Origin of the sequence: Chryseobacterium sp. KLBC 52, assembly GCF_003347605.1 — a bacterium.
Lineage (GTDB): Bacteria > Bacteroidota > Bacteroidia > Flavobacteriales > Weeksellaceae > Chryseobacterium.
The window spans coordinates 218,861-237,302 of the sequence record NZ_QDFZ01000003.1; the positions used below are offsets into that span (position 1 = coordinate 218,861).

At 37.5% G+C, this 18,442-nt stretch carries 21 protein-coding genes; 3 read left to right on the plus strand and 18 right to left on the minus strand.

From position 1 onward, the window contains the following. The first annotated feature begins 27 nt into the window (after positions 1-27). The gene (locus DDF69_RS04315) at positions 28-936 is read left to right on the plus strand and encodes a DUF6268 family outer membrane beta-barrel protein (RefSeq protein WP_114819683.1); all 909 of its coding nucleotides are present in this window, start codon (positions 28-30) and stop codon (positions 934-936) included. 57 nt (positions 937-993) lie between these two features. Here DDF69_RS04315 and DDF69_RS04320 read toward each other — a convergent pair whose 3' ends face one another. The 8 genes from DDF69_RS04320 to pepT form a co-directional block, all read right to left on the minus strand. Further along, positions 994-1,728, minus strand: a complete 735-nt coding sequence (locus DDF69_RS04320; protein ID WP_114819684.1) for a LytR/AlgR family response regulator transcription factor — start codon at positions 1,726-1,728, stop codon at positions 994-996. Then, a complete protein-coding gene (locus DDF69_RS04325) occupies positions 1,709-2,779 on the minus strand; it encodes a sensor histidine kinase (RefSeq protein WP_114819685.1) in 1,071 nt (356 codons plus the stop codon). Before DDF69_RS04325 ends, DDF69_RS04320 begins: the two co-directional genes overlap by 20 nt. 78 nt (positions 2,780-2,857) lie before the next feature. Continuing rightward, the gene (locus tag DDF69_RS04330) at positions 2,858-3,451 is read right to left on the minus strand and encodes a porin family protein (protein WP_114819686.1); all 594 of its coding nucleotides are present in this window, start codon (positions 3,449-3,451) and stop codon (positions 2,858-2,860) included. A 245-nt stretch (positions 3,452-3,696) separates the two neighbouring features. Further along, positions 3,697-5,286: a DUF3472 domain-containing protein gene (locus tag DDF69_RS04335; protein WP_114819687.1), complete on the minus strand. Its 1,590-nt coding sequence runs from the start codon at positions 5,284-5,286 to the stop codon at positions 3,697-3,699. Between the two features lie 298 nt (positions 5,287-5,584). Beyond that, positions 5,585-5,833 (minus strand): hypothetical protein, encoded by a 249-nt coding sequence (locus DDF69_RS04340; RefSeq protein ID WP_114819688.1) that lies wholly within the window; start codon positions 5,831-5,833, stop codon positions 5,585-5,587. 154 nt (positions 5,834-5,987) lie between these two features. After that, positions 5,988-7,295, minus strand: a complete 1,308-nt coding sequence (locus DDF69_RS04345) for a hypothetical protein (RefSeq protein ID WP_114819689.1) — start codon at positions 7,293-7,295, stop codon at positions 5,988-5,990. A 155-nt stretch (positions 7,296-7,450) separates the two neighbouring features. Next, on the minus strand, positions 7,451-8,017 hold the full coding sequence (locus DDF69_RS04350; protein ID WP_114819690.1) for a hypothetical protein: 567 nt from the start codon (positions 8,015-8,017) through the stop codon (positions 7,451-7,453). A 6-nt stretch (positions 8,018-8,023) separates the two neighbouring features. Beyond that, positions 8,024-9,271 carry a peptidase T gene (gene pepT / locus DDF69_RS04355; protein WP_114819691.1) on the minus strand — a complete coding sequence of 416 codons (1,248 nt, stop codon included), beginning with the start codon at positions 9,269-9,271 and terminating at the stop codon, positions 8,024-8,026. Positions 9,272-9,458: 187 nt separating this feature from the next. Between pepT and DDF69_RS04360 the strand changes: the two genes are divergently transcribed. After that, entirely contained in the window at positions 9,459-10,307 is an 849-nt protein-coding gene (locus DDF69_RS04360) for a hydroxymethylglutaryl-CoA lyase (RefSeq protein WP_114819692.1), read from the plus strand. 175 nt (positions 10,308-10,482) lie between these two features. After that, positions 10,483-11,319 (plus strand): sulfurtransferase, encoded by an 837-nt coding sequence (locus DDF69_RS04365; RefSeq protein WP_114819693.1) that lies wholly within the window; start codon positions 10,483-10,485, stop codon positions 11,317-11,319. Positions 11,320-11,370: 51 nt separating this feature from the next. On the opposite strand, the gene DDF69_RS04370 is transcribed toward DDF69_RS04365, so the two are convergent. From DDF69_RS04370 to DDF69_RS04415, 10 genes are all read right to left on the minus strand, one after another. Beyond that, on the minus strand, positions 11,371-11,697 hold the full coding sequence (locus DDF69_RS04370; protein WP_034691980.1) for an SUF system Fe-S cluster assembly protein: 327 nt from the start codon (positions 11,695-11,697) through the stop codon (positions 11,371-11,373). A gap of 3 nt (positions 11,698-11,700) precedes the next feature. After that, positions 11,701-12,402 carry a 3'-5' exonuclease gene (locus DDF69_RS04375; protein WP_114819694.1) on the minus strand — a complete coding sequence of 234 codons (702 nt, stop codon included), beginning with the start codon at positions 12,400-12,402 and terminating at the stop codon, positions 11,701-11,703. Between the two features lie 19 nt (positions 12,403-12,421). Then, entirely contained in the window at positions 12,422-12,769 is a 348-nt protein-coding gene (locus DDF69_RS04380) for a tRNA-binding protein (RefSeq protein ID WP_034691975.1), read from the minus strand. Then, positions 12,766-13,275, minus strand: coding sequence for a hypothetical protein (locus DDF69_RS04385; RefSeq protein WP_114819695.1), 510 nt, complete (start codon positions 13,273-13,275; stop codon positions 12,766-12,768). The genes DDF69_RS04380 and DDF69_RS04385 overlap by 4 nt, the downstream gene beginning before the upstream one ends. A gap of 126 nt (positions 13,276-13,401) precedes the next feature. After that, complete coding sequence (locus DDF69_RS04390; protein ID WP_114819696.1) at positions 13,402-14,412, minus strand: trypsin-like serine peptidase; 1,011 nt, start codon at positions 14,410-14,412, stop codon at positions 13,402-13,404. Between the two features lie 73 nt (positions 14,413-14,485). Next, positions 14,486-15,331 (minus strand): caspase domain-containing protein, encoded by an 846-nt coding sequence (locus tag DDF69_RS04395; RefSeq protein WP_114819697.1) that lies wholly within the window; start codon positions 15,329-15,331, stop codon positions 14,486-14,488. Positions 15,332-15,594: 263 nt separating this feature from the next. Beyond that, a complete protein-coding gene (locus DDF69_RS04400; protein WP_114819698.1) occupies positions 15,595-16,239 on the minus strand; it encodes a response regulator transcription factor in 645 nt (214 codons plus the stop codon). Then, the gene (locus DDF69_RS04405) at positions 16,236-17,006 is read right to left on the minus strand and encodes a sensor histidine kinase (RefSeq protein ID WP_114819699.1); all 771 of its coding nucleotides are present in this window, start codon (positions 17,004-17,006) and stop codon (positions 16,236-16,238) included. Before DDF69_RS04405 ends, DDF69_RS04400 begins: the two co-directional genes overlap by 4 nt. A 13-nt stretch (positions 17,007-17,019) precedes the next feature. After that, positions 17,020-17,664: a hypothetical protein gene (locus DDF69_RS04410; protein WP_114819700.1), complete on the minus strand. Its 645-nt coding sequence runs from the start codon at positions 17,662-17,664 to the stop codon at positions 17,020-17,022. 13 nt (positions 17,665-17,677) lie between these two features. After that, positions 17,678-18,223, minus strand: coding sequence for a hypothetical protein (locus DDF69_RS04415; protein ID WP_114819701.1), 546 nt, complete (start codon positions 18,221-18,223; stop codon positions 17,678-17,680). Between the last annotated feature and the right edge of the window lie 219 nt (positions 18,224-18,442).

Here is an 18,442-nt window from a genome sequence, read left to right on the forward strand (position 1 = left end):
GGGTTCTCTTTGCATAAAATTTAAAATATGAAAAGAACCCTTTCGACAGCTTTATGCTGTATATTGCCATTAGGATACTGGGTAAATGCACAGTCCGGGCTCTCTGCAGAGCTTAAAACCGAATACATTCCTGCATCCAATTACATCCGTCCGGAAGATAGTACAAAGACCAATTCTAAAAGTGATTTTAAAAGAATCGATCTGAATCTAAGTATTCCGTTATCCGTAAAAAAAGATACTGATGGGAAAGTACGAGCATGGTCTATGCTGCTGAGCGGATCGTATGCAAAGATGAATCACAAAAATTATGAAACAGCATTATTTCCGGATCAGATGCTGAACGCACAGATCGGAATACAGCATATGAGACCTTTAGGTAAAAAGTGGAGTATGATGATGACGGCATCCGTAGGAGTGTATACCGATCTTGAGAAAATAGATTTCGATGATGTACTGGGGCAGGGTGGAATTTTATTTATCAGACATTTTAATCCTAACCTTTCGTTAGGAGCCGGGCCTGTGCTTACTACAGCTTTTGGTGTCCCAATGATTTTACCATGGATTTATTTCGACTGGAAAACAAACGGAAAGATTAAATTCAAGCTTAATTTCCCGGAAGGAATGGAAGCCGGATATCTTTTCTCGGATAAATTTGCTTTAAAAGCTGTTGTAGAACTGAACGGTATGACTGCCGAAAGAAATATAAACGGAAAGTCGATGTTGCTAGGATATCAGCAGATCACTGCAGGGCTCAGGCCGGAACTAAAAATCAATGACCGGCTTACTTTACGTCTTACAGGAGGAACTGCCATCCTGAGGAGCTTCAGCGAAAATGACCGCAAAATCAGCAGTATTTTCAGAGACAAAAAGATAGCAGATCCCAGATTTTCAAGCACATTTTATGCAGCAGTATCATTACGCTGGAATCTCCCATAAAAAAATGCCGGAAGCATGGAGTTATTAAATTCCCTGCTTCCGGCTCATTTCTTCCAGCTATTTGCTGATTAGTTTCTTATACACCACCTGATTAAGCAGTTCTTCCTTTCGGGTACGGGATATCGGAAGCTCAATTTTATTAATGAAAAGCCGTCCTCCGGAAATCATATCAATATGGGTAATATTGATGAGGTAGGATTTATGAATCCTGAAAAAATGATCTGAAGGAAGTGACTCCTCAATGGCCTTCATAGTCTGATGAATAATCAGTGATTTATCTTTAAAATGAAGCTTGGTGTAATTCTGCATACTTTCAATGTAGAGGATGTCTACCCACGAAATTTTAATAAACGTGTCAGACTGTCTTACATAGAGAAAAGGATCATCCAGAGTGGTATTGTTTTTTAATTTCTCACTGATGATAAACTGCTGCTGTGCCTTGTTGACAGCCTGATAAAAACGATTGAATGCAATGGGTTTTAATAGGTAATCTACCACCTGCAGACGAAATCCTTCCAGAGCATATTCGGAATACGCCGTGGTAAGAATACACAGAGGAGGGTTTTCCAGCTGTTCCAAAAACTCCAGACCTGTAAGATAAGGCATGTTGATATCCAAAAACAGAAGGTCTATTTCTTTCTCCTTCACTATCGTATCTGCTTCCAAAGCTGTTGCGCAGGTACTTTCAACTGATAAGAAATCAATCTGATCTGCCAGCTCTTTAAGATGGAATCTTGCCAGAGGTTCGTCATCGATAATAAGGCATTTCATTTTAGGAATTATATTGCTCATGGTGTTCGGATAGCATAAGTGTTAAAGTTATTTTAAAAATATTGTGATCCGTTTCAATTTTCAGATCGTGGGAATCCGGATATTGCAGTTTTAAACGTTTTTTTACATTTTGAAGACCAATTCCACCCGTTTCGTCCTTCTTTTTATAGGTAACCCTATCGGAATAGGAATTTTCAACATAAAAATAGAGCCTGTTGTCTTTTTCCTGACATGATATTTTTACATATCCATTATGACCGGGAAGCCTGCATACATATTTAAAAGCATTTTCTATAAAAGGAACGAGAAGTAATGGGGCAATAAAAGCTTTTTTATTATCAATTTCCCAACTGGCTTTTACGTCCAGTTCATTTCCCCATCTCAGTTTCTCTACTTCAACCAGGTTTTGAAGGTATTCTACATCTTTATCCAAAGAAACCATGGTTTGATTACAGTGATATAGCTGATACCGGAGAATATCCGAAAATTTCATCAGTAAAAAATCCGCCAGCTGGGTATCTGTCTTCATCAGGATATGAATATGATTCAGAATATTAAATACCACATGGGGATTGATCTGATCCTGTAAAAGTTTGAGCTGGTTTTCCAGATGAGCCTGCTGCAGCAGAATATGATCGCGCTCTATTCTTCCGTGTTCATTGTAAAATTTGATACCACACGCTGCGCCGTTAATCAGAAATGAGGCTGGGAGAGACATATAAAAACCCTTCCATAAAAAAGGCAAATGATCTCTGAAGTTGTCCGGAAGCTGATCTTTGGGCTCCACTTCAAGATATGTGAATATAACGGAAAAGACCATACTGAGCATGAAAATAACCATGACCAGCTGTACCAGAAACAGTTTCATTTTCTTTTCCCGGAGAGCTTTCGGCAAAAGCTTATTGGTTAAAAAATGAGTAAATGTAAACGAAAATGCTGCAATGATAGCAGCCTGGGTCATCGCAAGATAGGTTTCTGTTGTACTCTGGAAATTAAACCACAATACAATCGCCAGTACAAGCCAGAAAATAAAAGTAAATATGTATTCTTTTAAAATAAAAGATTTTGTCATGGAATTGGAAATAGGTTGATAAAAAAATTAGAAACTGCAGGGAAAACAGTTTCTAATCGTAAAGATAATTTAAGTTTTTTAGAACAGGAAATAACCTATTCCGAGGGAAAAACTGTGGGGTTTGGATTTAAATTCTTTACTAATGCTTGTAAGACCGGTCTCATACCTCAAATCTACCGTGAAGTTTTTATAATCTAATCCTACACCACCCGTAAGGCCAATATTGGATTTGTCAAATTTCTTAAATCCCTCCTGTAGAGCCTGAGAGGCAGATGCTTTATTGTTGAAAGCATAGCTGTAAACCCCTCCGGCAAATATTCTTACATTAAAATCATCTGCTTTAATCAGTTTATACCCAACCACTACAGGAATATCAATAGCGTTCCATGAAAGTTTTGAAGAGTTTCCGTCTTGGGACTCGAAGGACGCTTTCTTTTTGTTGAAAAGAGCTTCTCCCTGCACATACAGTTTTCCGATATCCATTCTTGTCATTACCCCTGCCTGGTAGCCAAATCCATATTTCCCTTCGAGAGAAGATTCCGTGGAGGTTTTTGTAAAGTTTGCCCCTCCCTTTACCCCAATGTGAAAAGCCGGAGTCTGTTGTGCTTTAGTTTCCACGCCGCAAAAAATGCATAATAACAATGCACTTAGAGCGAAAAATTGCTGCTTCATAATTTTATTATTGTTAAAAATCTGTTGCAAAACAACAACTGTGATGGATGGTATGAAATTTTATTTGATGAATGGCAGAGATGCTTTGACAAGGATCTGTTTTTAGGTGAAAAATAAAACCGGAAGTTGCCATACTTCCGGTTTTTATTATGTAATAACGCTGCCATTCTTAAAAGGTGTTCACCTTGTTAAATACGCGATATCTGTATTTGTTTTTGATTGGAAAGACTGAGCCTGCTTTCCATTTAATTTTTAATAAACTTTAAACTTTTGCTGGTGGTAGTACCGTCAAATATGTTGATTATATAGATACCATCCAGCAATGTTGAGATTGATATTTCCTCTCCGTTTGTGTGTCCTGTCTTGACTACTTTACCCTGTACGTTCAAAATGCTGTATGAAGCCTGTTTTCCTTCCAGCCCCTTTACCTGAATGATGCTATGGGCAGGATTAGGGAACAATTTGATGTGATCATTATGTTCAGAAACCTCTGCATAACGCTGTTGTACCGTACCTGTATTATTGCAGTATGGTAAAGCCGATAGATTAATATTCGGAGCCTGAGCGGGTGCAGTAACGGTCAGCAATGTGTTTACCGGAGTGTACTCATTGGTAAATCCACCGTTTCTTAAGAAAAATTTGTTATTAGCAGTTCCTCCAGATGCATCTACTCTCTGATTGGCGGAATACGTAGCATCCACGGTAAAATTCGCTTTTGAAACCGGCATCCATTGCCCCTGTGCTGTTCTTATCCATTGGTTTCCGAATTCAGCCCTTCTGCCCAGATAACCATTTTCAGGTTCAAAGTTTTCTACAAAACTGTAAAATCCTTTTAAGTAAGTATTGGTATAAGGTCTTTTCCAGCTTGCAATCAGCATCCAGCTACCAGCTTCCGGTTCAAAAAACCAGGCTGTGTAATCGGTACTTCCTGTTCCATCCGGATTTGCCTTCAGCAGAAATTTATAGGTAAGTCCCGCTTTCCATGGAAATTTCAGGTAGCTCTGTCCTCCTGAGCCTTCGTTACCGAATTCTCCAATGGTAACATTTTCTCCCTTACAGTTTAGTTTGATCTTTTTATCTTCAGGAATCGTATCAGGGTTATCTGTTTCGAAGGGACTCCATACCGAAAATAAAATATGTCTTTCCTGTGCAGTATTTACCTGCATTCCAAAATAACCTTCTCCAAAACCGTCTGCCATAAAATAAGAGCCCACCTTGTCCTGACCAACAGGTACAGTTACTTCATTGTAGTAGTAGGAAACGTTTTCAGAAGTAGGAATAACGTAGCCTAAGTGACAGGAAGGACCTCTTCTTGCCCAATAATAATAATCCGGATTGTTACAGAAAATAGTGCTTCCTGATGTTGCTGGTCCGTCAATCAGCAGATCGGATACGCGACCGAAATAGAGACCGTTTTTCCTTACCCCCTGAAGATCTACTTTTACATATCCTGCGGGAACATAGAAGCTTCCGGCGGAATAGGTATTAAAAGACGTTCCCTTCATAAAGATTTTGTGTGAAACTCCATTAACGGTAACTTTAATGGTACTGCTTTTATCAAAGAATACCTTTGCGATTACTTTAATGTTTAACAATCCACTGTTGCTTACCTTAAAATAGGTGCTCACTACCGCTTGAGAACTTGTCCAGTTTGTAAGTCCGTAATCGGCAATCTCCTCCGTTCCGTTACTTGCCGGGCGGGTTATAAAGGCATTTCCTGCAAGAGGGATTTTGTAAGTTTCTCCGTTATAGGGAATACCTGATCCTGAAGCCGATACAAGATTGGCCGCGAAAAAGAATGTAATTAATGCGAAAATAGATTTTAATACTTTCATTTGTGTGATTTTTTAATAAAAGTAATAACGTAAAAGATTATAATCGAAAGAAAATTAATAAAAATTCAAATCTGATATAAATTCACTTATACAGGATTTTTTTTGTTAAAAATATTTTGAGTTTTAGGCTGTTAGATTTAAAAACAAAACAAGAATTAGTGGAATTTTTTGACTATAAAGAGTTTTTTTTGTGATTTTTACAGAGATACATGATATAACTTCACGAAGAGGTGTCTTTGAATACAAGTAGTAAGAATAAAAAAAACCGGAAGCAGTAATACCCCCGGTTTTTTATCAATTAATAAGGCTGTTCTTCACAAATAGTAGGAGGAATACATCCGCCAGTGCCGCCGCCAGGATTTCCGCCACCGCCTACAGCGATGCACTGTCCCGGATTTCCGTCTTCATACATTTCACATGCGTATCCCCATGCACATTGGCAGTCGTTCTGACAATTATAAGAGTTGCCTCCCATATGACAGCTATCTCCTCCGCTGCCCAGAATAGCAGATAAATCTTTTCTCAAAAGTTTTTTCATTGTTTTCATGATAATTGGTATTAATGTTTTCGTTTAAAAATTGTACATTCCTGTAAATATAGTGAAATTGTCTTAATGTGTTGTAAATGAATTTCCTGTGGGGGGGGTTAATGAAGAAAAGCCACTGTGAAAGTGGCTTTTTATGATGAACAGGAATGATGTCTTAGAAACTGAATTCCTTCTGATACAGTGTACGCTCTTTTTTGAAAAGAGGAATGGTTCCTTCATATCGTAGAGGAGCAATTCCAAAACCATAGAACATATCAGCCTGAATTTTTCCTTTTACAGAAATCACACCTTTTCTTTGAGGAACAAGTGTTAATCCTAAAGAGGAAAGGGCAGAAGCTCTTCCTTTTACTCCTGAATTAGCAATAGGGATAGTAAGAAACATCAGTCCTACGGCTCCTTTTGCTTCTAAACCTCCTTCAGCAGATAAATTTCCCTCTGCAACAGTGATGGTTGGTTCTGATTTCTTTTGAAGATTAATGTTAATCTCCGGGTTTTTGCTTACTAAAAAGTTAGCATTTCCCTCAAGATCCAAAACCTGGGCCTGTACTTTTCCCGCAGCCTGTACTCCCAGAAAAGGTCCGGCAGAAAGGGTAGGGCTTAAGATCAATCCTGTAGGCCCCAAAACGATAGGAACGATAGGAATATTCAGATAATCTGTAGTGCTTGCGGTATAGCCCAGGCTTCCTGCAATACTTACTGTACTCTTAAGTTTGATATCATCCATGATGAGGTTAACATAGAAGTTGGACAAATGTCCCCATGAGAATGTAATATTATAATCAATCTTTGGTGTAAATCCTCCTTGTAGATTTACACTGGATGTTCCAGCTGAAGTTAGAGGAAATGAATAAGTTTTATTAAAATTATAACGGTTGAAGGTAATTAATTTCTGATTCTGAAGGTTTTTAGCTTCGATAGAATGTATTCTTTGATTGATCTGTTCAGAAACCATCCCTTCTACAGGAATATAATTAACCATTCTTCCATCAATATTAACGGGAGCTTTCCCTGATGGATCATATACGCCGCTTAATGTTCCACTGTAGATAAACTCTTCAAGCTTTGCACTGGAAGTCTGTACTTTAAACTGGTTATTCAATTTTGAAACAGAACTTACTTTCGAAAGAATAGTGTTTACCTCATCTCCTTCTATTTTAGTTCCTACAATAACTGTTCCTACGGAAATGCTATCCGTTTGCGGTGTCATACGGCTAAATGTAATTTCTCCGTCATGATGAGCAGAAATGGCATTTACTGATTCATCATTCAGGATAATAACATTCTTCTGTAAAGTCAGATTGCCTAAAGTCTTCATTTGAGCAGACTCTACAGGTTTTTCAACAGGAGCATCCGCCGGATCATCCTGAGAACAAGACGTTAAAAGAAATAAACAGAAAAAAGAAAAAAGAAAAGAAAAGTAAAAATTTCTGTTGATTTTGAAATGGTTGGATTTCATTTTCATATAAAGTGATTTTAAGGTTTAATCAAAATTAAGTGAATTATTTAAAACTTACAAAAGAATTACGTTAAATTAATATCAACAACATAATGATCTTTGTTTATGTTTTCAGTATATGAAAAATAAAAACCCGCTATCAGAATAGCGGGTTTTGTATATTATTTTTTAAAAGACATTACTAAAGGAACAGTAACATTGGAGGAGACGGATTTTCCTTTGTCCTCTGCCGGTTTCCACTTGCCTTTCTCTTTAATCCTGTAAAAAGCGGCTTCAATGAATGCGTTTACATCTTCATTGTTTCCTTTTACATTGGGATCAAGAGGATTCCCCTTAGAGTCGACAACAAAACTTATTGTTGCTTTGTAAGAATCTGAAGAAAAGTTGAGAAAGTCAAGATCTACAGCTTCATATAAAAGCTTTTGAAAAGCAGCTTTACCTTTATCGAAATCTGCTTCCTTACTCACTTTTGTCTTTACAGGAGGATCTGCGGAGATCATTTTCTGATCCTCCAGAGAAGCTTTATCTAGAGCGGTTTTGTAAGCCGTTATTTTATCCTCGGTTAAAAGCCATTCTTTCTTGGTTCGTAAATCATTAGGCTTAGGATATTTATTATACAGAGCCGTTTTCTTTCTTTCATAGCGTGAATCTGCTCTCTGAAATTCAGAAACCTGGGCACTGCTGAAAATAAAAGTGAAAATGAATGCTGATGCTAAGACCTTTTTCATGATTTATTAAGCTTTTACAATATTAATAATGACTTCAGTCGCTTTTTCCATGCTTTCCAAAGCAACATATTCGTACGGTCCGTGGAAGTTGATTCCTCCCGCAAAGATATTCGGGCAAGGAAGTCCCATATAAGAAAGCTGGGCGCCATCTGTACCTCCTCTGATCGCTTTGATCTTAGGTTCGATACCAGCTTCAGTCATTGCTTTAGCCGCAAGGTCTACAATATGCATTTTACCTTCAAATTGCTGCTTCATGTTTCTGTACTGCTCTTTAATCTCTACTTCAGCAGTTCCTTCCCCATGTTTTTGGTTGAACTCAGCTACTTTTTCCTCCATGAATTTCTTTCTGGCTTCAAATTTATCAGCATCATGATCACGTATGATATATTGAAGTTTAGCCTCTGAAATATCAGCAGTAATATCCATTAAGTGATAGAATCCGTCAAAACCTTTTGTTGTTGCAGGGGTTTCGTTAGCAGGAAGCATTTGAGCAAACTCAGCAGCTAAAAGAGCAGCATTGATCATTTTTCCGTAAGCATAACCAGGGTGAACACTTAATCCATGGATTTTTACCACAGCTCCGGCAGCGTTAAAGTTTTCATATTCCAATTCTCCAACTTCTCCGCCATCCATTGTGTAAGCCCATTCTGCGCCAAATTTAGCAACATCAAATTTATGAGCACCTCTTCCGATTTCTTCATCAGGAGTAAATCCTATGGCAATTCTTCCATGTTTGATCTCCGGATGAGCGATAAGATATTCAGCAGCTGTTACGATCTCTGCACAGCCTGCTTTATCATCAGCACCCAAAAGAGTGGTTCCGTCAGTAGTAATTAACGTCTGACCGATATATTTTTTTAAGCTTTCAAATCTTGAAGGAGATAAAGTGAATCCTGTTGCCTGGTTCAAAAGAAGATCATTTCCGTCATAGTTCTTCCAAACCTGAGGTTTTACATTTTCTCCGCTGAAATCCGGTGAAGTATCATAATGCGAAATAAACCCAATCGTTGGTCTGTCATCGTTTTCAAGGTTAGAAGGAACATAGCCCATGATATAACCGTTGCTGTCTATAGAAACATCTTCCAGACCAATGGTCTTTAGTTCTTCAGTAATATAATTGGCAATATCCCATTGGCGAGGGGTGGAAGGTGTAGCTTCACTTTCTGCATCGCTGGTTGAATATATTTTTACATAGCTAAGAAAACGGTTCAGTAATTTTTCTTTCCACAAAGGGTTGAATTCGATTGTACTCATCAGATATCATAAATTTTAACAAAGTTAGCAATTTTGATGCTGAGAATACGTTATTTGCGATTTAATATCAGTTATTGAAATTATAAATCATATATAAATATTTGGAAATCAAAATAGTGCTAGCTTTGTGTATACAGTGTACCAAGTAGTTTAGTTTTATTATATTTGAGAAAATCAAAAAGTAAAAATGTTTCTTACCGAATGTCCTAGAGATGCAATGCAGGGATGGGGAGAATTTATCCCTACCGATAAAAAAATAGATTATATCAACTCCTTGATGGATGTTGGCTTTGATGTATTGGATTGTCTGAGTTTTGTTTCTCCGAAAGCGATTCCGCAGATGGCTGACTCTGATGAGGTGGCAAAAAATATCGACAAATCACGTTCCAGAACCAAAGTTTCTGCTATTATTGGTAATTACAGAGGTGCCGAAAAAGCATTGAAGCACGAGTCAGTAGATATTCTGGGCTTTCCATTTTCTATTTCTGAAACGTTTCAGCACAGAAATACCAATAAAAGCCAGGAAGAAGCCTTTGATGAAATCATTAAAATGCTTGAACTGGTAAAAAGCGAAGGAAAACAACTTAATATCTATTTCTCTATGGCTTTTGGAAATCCATATGGTGAAATGTGGAAGTGGGAGGATGTCGACCAATGGGCACAAAAATTTTCGGACATCGGAGTGAAAGATATCTTATTATCAGATACTACCGGAGTGGCAACTCCTGAAACGATTGCTCTTTTGTTTGAAAAAATACCTTCAAAATATCCTGAAATCAATTTCGGTGGACATTTTCATAACCGTTATGAAGATTCCTATTCAAAATTAAAAGCGGCTTACGACCAAGGCTGCCGAAGATTTGACAGTGCTATCAAAGGAATCGGAGGATGTCCAATGGCTAAAGATGATCTTGTGGGAAATATGCCTACAGAACAGGTGATCAATTTTATGAGTGTTGAAAAAGCAGAACATAAGCTGAACCTTCTGAACTTTGAAAGTTCTTATAATAAGGCGAAGGATATTTTTCATTTTTAAGATGAATAAATCTCTCGCAGATTTTGCAGATCCCGCGGATAGAAAAGAAGATCTGCTTAATCAGCAGGATCTGCGAGAAAACTATCAATAGGAGCGGGCTTTAGCCCGCTTTACTATATTGAAATATACATGGCTTTAGCCAAAACATAATTAAATTAATTCCAAAATCAACAAAATGACTCCAATAATTTCATCATCTGAACTCAACAAAATTTCTGCTGAAAATCTTATCCTTCTTGATGCAAGAACCGGAAAAGATGTAAAGCAAAATTATCTTGAAAAGCATATTCGCGGAGCAAGATTTATTGATCTGGATAAAGATCTGGCAGAGATTGGAGAAAATGCAGCTTTTGGTGGAAGGCATCCTCTTCCTTCCGTAGAAAAGTTTGCTGAAACCCTTTCGGATCTTGGGATATCAGAAGAGGCTCATATTGTTGTCTATGATGATAAAAATGCTTCCAATGCAGCAGCAAGAGCATGGTGGATGCTGAGATCTTTCGGGTTGGAAAAAGTTCAGGTTCTTGATGGCGGAATGCAGGCAGCGGAAAAAGCAGGATTAGAATTTTCTTCCGGGGAAGAGAAATTTGATAAAGCAGCTTTAATTAAAAAAAATCACTGGAGTCTTCCGGTTTCGAGTCTGGAAGTGGTTGAAAATGAATTAACAAACGATTCTTCTACAGTTGTTGATGTAAGAGATGCTTATCGCTATAAAGGAGAATCTGAGCCTATTGATCTGATAGCAGGACATATTCCGGGAGCGATTAATATTCCTTTTTCTGAAAACCTCGATGAAAACGGAAACTTTCTGAGCCCGGAAATCTTAAAAGAAAAATACAGTAAGTTATTACAAAATAAGCCTGAACATCTGATCATTCATTGTGGTTCTGGAGTTACTGCCTGCCATACAATTTTAGCTCTGGACTATGCAGGATTTCCAATCCCAGCTCTGTATGTAGGTTCATGGAGTGAGTGGAGCAGGAGAGAAGGAAAGGAAATTGCAAAAGATATTTAAAAATAAAAACCCCGAAAATCATTCTTCGGGGTTTTATATTGTTAAGGGTAATTAAAGCATTCCCAGCTCAAACTTTGCCTCTTCGCTCATCATATCCTTATTCCAGCTTGGCTCGAAAGTAAGCTCTAAATCTACACTTTTTACGTTCTCTACTTCAGCCACTTTATCCTTTACCTCCTGAGGAAGTGTTTCTGCCACAGGACAGTTGGGAGTAGTAAGGGTCATTATAATTTTTACGTCAGCATCATCGGAGATCTGGACATCGTAAATCAGCCCCAATTCGTAGATATCTACCGGAATTTCAGGGTCATATACGGTTTTTAGTACACCAATGATTTCCTCACCAATGTCAGCAATTTGATCGTCTGTAAATTTCATTTTTTAATCTAGATTGATATTCCTTTTCAACAAATCTTCCTGACGCATGCGCCGGAAAATATTTGCCAAAGTTAAGACATCTTTTTCACAATAGTCAACAATTCTCTGCAAGTCTTTCTCTATGTAGTAAATTGATGAAACCATTGAGCCGTCAATATCATCCTTCGGAGTGGGAATACCAAAGACATGAGCCAGTAATTCCAGCGATACAAAACTCTTATAATCCCCAAATTTCCACAGTTCCATTGTATCTATATGGGGAACTTCCCAAGGTTTTTTTCCAAACATCTGAAACGGAGCGGGAGGCTGCATTCCATTGATAAGGTAGCGTCTGGCAATCCACGGAAAATCAAATTCTTTTCCATTGTGCGCGCAGAGAATCACATTGTAAAGTCTTGGGCTGTTGAAGATTTCTCCAAATTCCTGAAGCATTTTCTTTTCATCATGTCCGGAAAAGCTTTTTATTTTTAAGGTTTCATTCTTTTCAACCATTCCGATGGTGATGCAGATAATTTTTCCAAATTCGGCCATAATACCGGCTCTGTCATAAAATTCTTCTGCCGTGACATCGTCTTTTCTCTGAAATTTTGTTTTTTTATCCCACAGATACTGATCGGTTTCGGACAAATCTTCCCATGATCCAGCTTGCGGAACGGTCTCAATATCAAGGAATAAAACTCTTTCTAAGGGGATGTTCTGTATCATATGTGTTTTTGTTGGGTGTTTATCCTACCTGCATTCCATTTTTTGTAGGCAATGAAGGCGCTAAAAGAGTAACATCTTTTTTGTCCTCACCATATAATCCTAATACGAGACATTCACTGAAGAAATTGGCAATCTGCTTTTTAGGGAAATTGACAACCGCTAAAATCTGTTTTCCTACAAGTTCTTCTTTTTCATAAAGAGAAGTAATTTGTGCGGATGATTTTCTGATTCCCAGGTCTCCGAAATCTATTTCCAGCTGGTAAGATGGATTTCTAGCTTTTTCAAAATCATTCACAGAGATGATGGTTCCACACCTGATGTCTATTTTTTCAAAATCTGCCCAGGTAATATCTGGTTTTACTGTCATGGTAATTCGTTGATTAAATGTTCTACTTCTGTTTTCTGTTCTGCATATTTTTGTTGTAATAATGATCCTTCACCCATTCTTTTATAATATTCCAGGGCCTTTCCACCGAAGAATTTTTTATGAAAATCTGAAACTTCAGGAATCTGCGGAAAAACTTTGTGAAAAAGCATCTCATAATACGCCTGAAATTCCCTTTCATTTTTGTCTTCAATAACCTGTCCGGGAGCTTTCTGTCTTACATGAAGCATTTCGTGGGCAACCATATTCAGAACAAGGTTCAGGTCAAAATCAAATAAATTTCTTGGGATCATGACCGTTTGTGGCCCTCCCAGATCACCTTCTGCAGTGAGAAGCATTGAGGTAGGAGATAATTCCTGCCTAAATCCGAATCCTGCAAAGTTTTCATGTTCCAGATTAAAAGAATGGATCAGGTATTTAGCAGCATCCAAAATCTGATCATGTTCTTTATAAACTTCAAGGTGTAAATTGATCTGTTCGAAATTCATCTGAAATATGTTTTAAACAAATGTATTAAAATATTGAGAATACTGACTCAATTGGTCTGTTATTTTAGTTTACATAAAAAAGCCCACCCCGAAAGGCAGGCTCTTGATTGAAGCTAAAAAAATAAATTAAGGATGTTCATTTCTTGCTCTGATGACCAGATTGACTAAATCTGAGCCGCCACTTGCAAAATTATCGCTTGGATTATGCGCGCTTTGAGTAGCCACAGCATACGGAGAACCGTCCCAATATCCCCAAAAAGGACCTCCGCTTTGTCCAGGCCATATATCTGCTTTATGGCTCATGCTTTCGTTGTCATCGGCACTCCAGAAATCTCCATCCAATGCAATACCTGTTTGGTACGTAGGTCTTTGCGTTCCTGTAAGGTCTCCCGGATATCCTGCGTGAGTCCAGTAAGCTCCTCCATCCCATGAATCTGAGTAGGATTTTGAGCCTAGCCAACCTGTGCTGTTTCCGATAGGTCTGTCTAATACAATCACTACATAATCATATTGGATTTCTGTAGAATCGATGGTAGGGCCAGCTACTTTATACTTGTAATACGTTAAGGTACCCCAAGCCGTTCCGTAAGGAGCGCTTCCGTTGTAATACATTGGGGTGAATTTCAGCCACCCTGTTGTATTATTAGGCTGCCAGTCTACGATATGAGAACAGGTAAGAAGGTGTCTTGGTCCGATCATCACACCGCTTCCTGAACCTAAAGAACTTTCCACTCTTCCCACACATCTCCATGGATAGGCTGTAGAATTGTATACTTTTCTCTGATCGGCTCCAAAAATAGTTCTTGCATTTTCAGGAGTCAGGAAAGAATCTCTGTCAATGAATTTAGGTTTACGGTCTTTTTTAGGTTCCAGTTTTGGGTTGTATTCAAAATCAGCATGGGTAGGGTAGAAATGGTCGGTTTCCAGAGATCTGTTTTCTGCTGTTTTTTCATCCATAGGCATTCCTATTGTTTTCATCCCTTTAGGAAAAGTCCTTCCGTTGATGGTTTCCATAGCCGGAGCCTGGCTGAATAATTTTTCGATGGCTGACGGTTTTTCAGTTGATTTTGCTTTAACAGTTCTAAGTCTTAGAACTTCTTCAGCGGTCATTGGATTGTTGTTTTCGGTTTTTGACATGATTATTATTTTTAATCTGGTATATTCCTACTCTTTTGATGGCTTTTCGGATTCCGCCGTAATGGTTGTATGATTAAGTGAATATTTTTTGTGAAAATTCTGCTGTGATGCTTTCTGTTTGGTTGATCTGAGCAGCTCCCATAGCGGCTAAGGCGATAGCAACCTGTTTGTCAAGTGTTTTTCTGACGATATTTCCATTGGTTGCACGCAATATTTTACAGAAATGATAGGTGAAATACCCTCGAATTTGTCCGCTGATATTTCCTTCCATTGATACCTGATTATCTTTCGCCGCCGCCCATAACGTATGATTCATTCCGGCAACAGGTACAAGTGCTTTAGTAAGAACTGTTGATTTCTTTGAACTTTTAGAAGTTTCCATTTCACTGGCATATGTCAGATAAAATTCATCCTCAAGCATTGGAGGAATATAACGGGCTGTTTCGTTGAGAAAATCTGCTTCCAGTCCCAGATCCATTTTTCTGGTTCCTGTTCCGGAGTAACAGCAGTCGAAGATAACTTCCATATTCACTCCGGCTTTCAGTTTGCTGAGAACGGTTTTAAAATCATCATCACGAATCACTCCGTTATTGGCATAATCGTGCGGACAAATCGCTTCGTCAAGACCATCCAGTTCCAGATCTGATCCGATATTGGCCACTCTGGTTCCGTGTCCTGAATAATAAAAAACAAGAGAATCTCCTTTCACGCTTGTGCTGATCATGGATTTCAGATAGTTCAATATATTCGCTCTTGTAGCATTCTGATTGGTCAGGATTTTAATCTTTGCGGGACTAAAACCACAGATCACCAATGTATTGGCCATGTCTCTGGCGTCATTTACACAGCCGTTAAGATCCGGACCTCCGTATCCGATGGGTGCATAATCATTAATACCTACGATAAGTGCTTTTTTCATTGTATTAGTTTTAAAAATATTCCCTACTCTGTTTCGGCTTTTCGGGGGCTGCCTTTCTGTGTTTTTTTCTATGACAAAATTCCGTCATTCCGAAGGACAAAAACAGAGGAGAAAACCGTATTTTGAAAAAGGAAAAACACCTTTTTGTTTGTATATGAATGAGTTATGAAATAAAAAATCCGGCAGCTTGAAAAGCTGCCGGATACATAAAAAGAATGTAAAGATGTTTATTTTTTCAGGTAATAATAAGGTTAAAAATTAAATTAGCACAGATCATGTTTCAAGGCAAAAAGCACCAGACCCGCTCTGTTTTTTATATCCAGTTTCACAAAAACCGAATCTCTGTAGCCATCAATGGTTTTAGGACTCAGGCACATTTTATCCGCTATTTCTTTGTATGTGAGTTCGCTGCAGGCCCATTTGATAAACTCTTTCTCTCTTTCTTTCAGCTCTGAAAGCAAAGAAGCATTTTTGGCTTCTTCTGTTTTTACTTTTAATAGCTTTTGAGCCACAAAATCAGTATAAAAGCTGCCTTTCTCAAATACAGTTTCAATGGCCTGGAAAAGAATGGAAGGCTGCATGTCTTTCAGCAGATAGCCTTTTGCGCCCGCTTTTAACATTTTAATTAATATTCTTTCATCATCATCCATGGTAAGGGCAATGACTTTAATATCGGGATAATGCTCTGTAAGCCATTCTGTAGTTTCTATACCATTTTTATAAGGCATATTAACATCCATCAGGACTACAGCGGGTAATTCTGAAGCTTTCTCCACTCCTGCAATAAATTCTTCTCCATTGGGATGATTCATAATGACCCGATATTGAGTGTTTTCTGTGATCATATTCTCCAGTGCTTTGGAGATTAAGGTATGATCATCTACGATCGCTATGGGAATAGTTTTCATAATAAATTTTTATGATAGGTTATCAATGTTTGTGTTCCTTTATTAAGTTCTGAATGTATAGACAGTTCAGCGTGAATCAGTTTGGCTCTCAGTTCCATATTTTTTAATCCTGAACCATTCTGAATAATGCTTGTATCAAAGCCTCTGCCGTTGTCGGAAATGCTGATGTGTAATCTTTCACAGTCATCCTCCATTTGTATGGAAACATTTTTGGCTTTGGAGTGTTTCAGAATATTATTGATACTTTCCTGAATAATCCTGAAGAGGATCAGGCCATGTTTGGGAGAAATATCAATATCCTGTTTTTGAGTGATGAATTCTATTTTCAATAATTTTAGTTTTTTAATCCTTTTCACTTCTCTTTCAATGGATTCTGCCAGTCCGAAATGAATGATCTGTTCCGTGATTAATGTTTTAGAAAGATTTCTGATATCCTGTATACACTCGCCCAATAATTCATTAAGCTCAATCAGGTCTTCTTTTTCTGTATTTTTGAGTTTGGTAATCAGTTGGTTTTGACGTAAGCGGACTACAGAGAGTTTTTGTCCCAGATCATCATGCAGTTCCTGCCCGATATAATTAAGAGTCTGTTCTTTCATTTCTACCTGAGAAGTCGCCAGTTCCTTTTCAAACCGGAGATCTTTTTCTTTTTGCTCGATCAACAGACTTGTTTTTTTCCTGATAAAGACCACATAAATAAAGATCATTGTCAAAACAACGATGAATAAAGTAATCGTAAAGATGATGACCAGATTATTCTCTTCCATATCTGAAAAGCATTTATCTTATTCTTTCCTGTTTGTTCCAGAGTAAACCTAATATAAGTATCCCGTTACTGATCAGATTCAGCATAAATAAAATAAAGAAATAAATAGACTCTGAAACAGTAGTTCTGAAAAAAAGTATCGGAATACTTCCGATAAAAAATATCATTAGAGATACTGATATCCAGAAGGGTAAATAGTTTTTAATTTCTAATATTTTGTCAGAATTAAAGGTTTGATACAGGAACAAAATAATTGAAAACAGCAACAGAAGAATATCTACATAGAGCATATTAAAAGAAAAATGATGAAGCAGATCATCTTCCGTGTAAAACATCACAACAATATTGAGGACAAAAAGAACCAGGATGATGGTCTGTATCTTTTTGAGCAGCGGAACATACAATAATTGGTAATAATAGAATAAGTATAGAAAGAATACGATCATTAAAAAACCAATTACATAAAAAATGTCCGTAGGCAGATTGGTCAGCTTGAAATAGAAATAACAGGAAATATCAATCAGGGAAAACAACAGATATCCAATGATAAAAAATAAATTTTCCTTTCCGGTCTTTCTATATTTTATGATCATTAAAATCATCACTATAATGGATATGATCATCGATATCTGTTTCCCTGTTTCAATGTTCCAGTTCATATTTTTGTGTTTTTTAAGGCATTGTTTCAGATAACGTTTTTGGGGGTGGTGCCAGATTGGTCATATTCATAGATTCTATTGAAGTAACGTCTGTGTTTTCTTCGGTGGCGGCTGACCTGGCCATAGCCTTGTCCTTTTCTCTTTTTTGAGCGGTAGGAACGAGAAATATGGTTTGGTAACCTGCATATTCAGGTTTTGCCATTCTGTTTTTAGGATGATTCATTGGATATTTTCCCATGTAAATCCTGATTCCCGGATTTTTTAATTTTTGTTTTCTGGCATTTTCTTTTACATATTTAATATAGCCTTCCATATCTTCAAGCGAAAACCAGTACCATCGGGAATCGGGTTCACCGTTTCTGTACTTCATGAGAATTTCATGATTGGTTCTGGTGTATTCATCAAAAAGAACCCGGCCTTCACGATAACTGATCAGTTTCTTTTTATAACTGTTGCTAACGGGTTCTTTAGGAGGTTCGAAGCAGCTGATCAGACAAAAAGTCAAAATAAATGCTGCACAAAGCAGAGGTAAAATCTTAGTAAAAAAGGAAGTTTTCATTTTTATGGTTTTTAATTTTATGGAACAAAATTAGCGAACGGCACAACTATAAAAAAGAGGGAAAACACTGTTTTTATCCTTTACTAAATTTACGACTTTTTGATATTCAGATGAATAGAATATGATAGTTTGTTTTTGTTTTCAAAATAATATTCCAATTGTTTCCTTCAAAATAGAAAGATCTGTGTCTATGTTGATGGGCAGAATATTCCGAAATTG

What these genes read in the sequence shown, in the direction of transcription:
- DDF69_RS04315 (WP_114819683.1), top strand. Translation starts at nt 28, where the DNA reads ATGAAAAGAACCCTTTCGACAGCTTTATGCTGTATATTGCCATTAGGA.
- DDF69_RS04320 (WP_114819684.1), bottom strand. Translation starts at nt 1,728, where the DNA reads ATGAGCAATATAATTCCTAAAATGAAATGCCTTATTATCGATGACGAA.
- DDF69_RS04325 (WP_114819685.1), bottom strand. Translation starts at nt 2,779, where the DNA reads ATGACAAAATCTTTTATTTTAAAAGAATACATATTTACTTTTATTTTC.
- DDF69_RS04330 (WP_114819686.1), bottom strand. Translation starts at nt 3,451, where the DNA reads ATGAAGCAGCAATTTTTCGCTCTAAGTGCATTGTTATTATGCATTTTT.
- DDF69_RS04335 (WP_114819687.1), bottom strand. Translation starts at nt 5,286, where the DNA reads ATGAAAGTATTAAAATCTATTTTCGCATTAATTACATTCTTTTTCGCG.
- DDF69_RS04340 (WP_114819688.1), bottom strand. Translation starts at nt 5,833, where the DNA reads ATGAAAACAATGAAAAAACTTTTGAGAAAAGATTTATCTGCTATTCTG.
- DDF69_RS04345 (WP_114819689.1), bottom strand. Translation starts at nt 7,295, where the DNA reads ATGAAAATGAAATCCAACCATTTCAAAATCAACAGAAATTTTTACTTT.
- DDF69_RS04350 (WP_114819690.1), bottom strand. Translation starts at nt 8,017, where the DNA reads ATGAAAAAGGTCTTAGCATCAGCATTCATTTTCACTTTTATTTTCAGC.
- pepT (WP_114819691.1), bottom strand. Translation starts at nt 9,271, where the DNA reads ATGAGTACAATCGAATTCAACCCTTTGTGGAAAGAAAAATTACTGAAC.
- DDF69_RS04360 (WP_114819692.1), top strand. Translation starts at nt 9,459, where the DNA reads ATGTTTCTTACCGAATGTCCTAGAGATGCAATGCAGGGATGGGGAGAA.
- DDF69_RS04365 (WP_114819693.1), top strand. Translation starts at nt 10,483, where the DNA reads ATGACTCCAATAATTTCATCATCTGAACTCAACAAAATTTCTGCTGAA.
- DDF69_RS04370 (WP_034691980.1), bottom strand. Translation starts at nt 11,697, where the DNA reads ATGAAATTTACAGACGATCAAATTGCTGACATTGGTGAGGAAATCATT.
- DDF69_RS04375 (WP_114819694.1), bottom strand. Translation starts at nt 12,402, where the DNA reads ATGATACAGAACATCCCCTTAGAAAGAGTTTTATTCCTTGATATTGAG.
- DDF69_RS04380 (WP_034691975.1), bottom strand. Translation starts at nt 12,769, where the DNA reads ATGACAGTAAAACCAGATATTACCTGGGCAGATTTTGAAAAAATAGAC.
- DDF69_RS04385 (WP_114819695.1), bottom strand. Translation starts at nt 13,275, where the DNA reads ATGAATTTCGAACAGATCAATTTACACCTTGAAGTTTATAAAGAACAT.
- DDF69_RS04390 (WP_114819696.1), bottom strand. Translation starts at nt 14,412, where the DNA reads ATGTCAAAAACCGAAAACAACAATCCAATGACCGCTGAAGAAGTTCTA.
- DDF69_RS04395 (WP_114819697.1), bottom strand. Translation starts at nt 15,331, where the DNA reads ATGAAAAAAGCACTTATCGTAGGTATTAATGATTATGCACCCATCGGA.
- DDF69_RS04400 (WP_114819698.1), bottom strand. Translation starts at nt 16,239, where the DNA reads ATGAAAACTATTCCCATAGCGATCGTAGATGATCATACCTTAATCTCC.
- DDF69_RS04405 (WP_114819699.1), bottom strand. Translation starts at nt 17,006, where the DNA reads ATGGAAGAGAATAATCTGGTCATCATCTTTACGATTACTTTATTCATC.
- DDF69_RS04410 (WP_114819700.1), bottom strand. Translation starts at nt 17,664, where the DNA reads ATGAACTGGAACATTGAAACAGGGAAACAGATATCGATGATCATATCC.
- DDF69_RS04415 (WP_114819701.1), bottom strand. Translation starts at nt 18,223, where the DNA reads ATGAAAACTTCCTTTTTTACTAAGATTTTACCTCTGCTTTGTGCAGCA.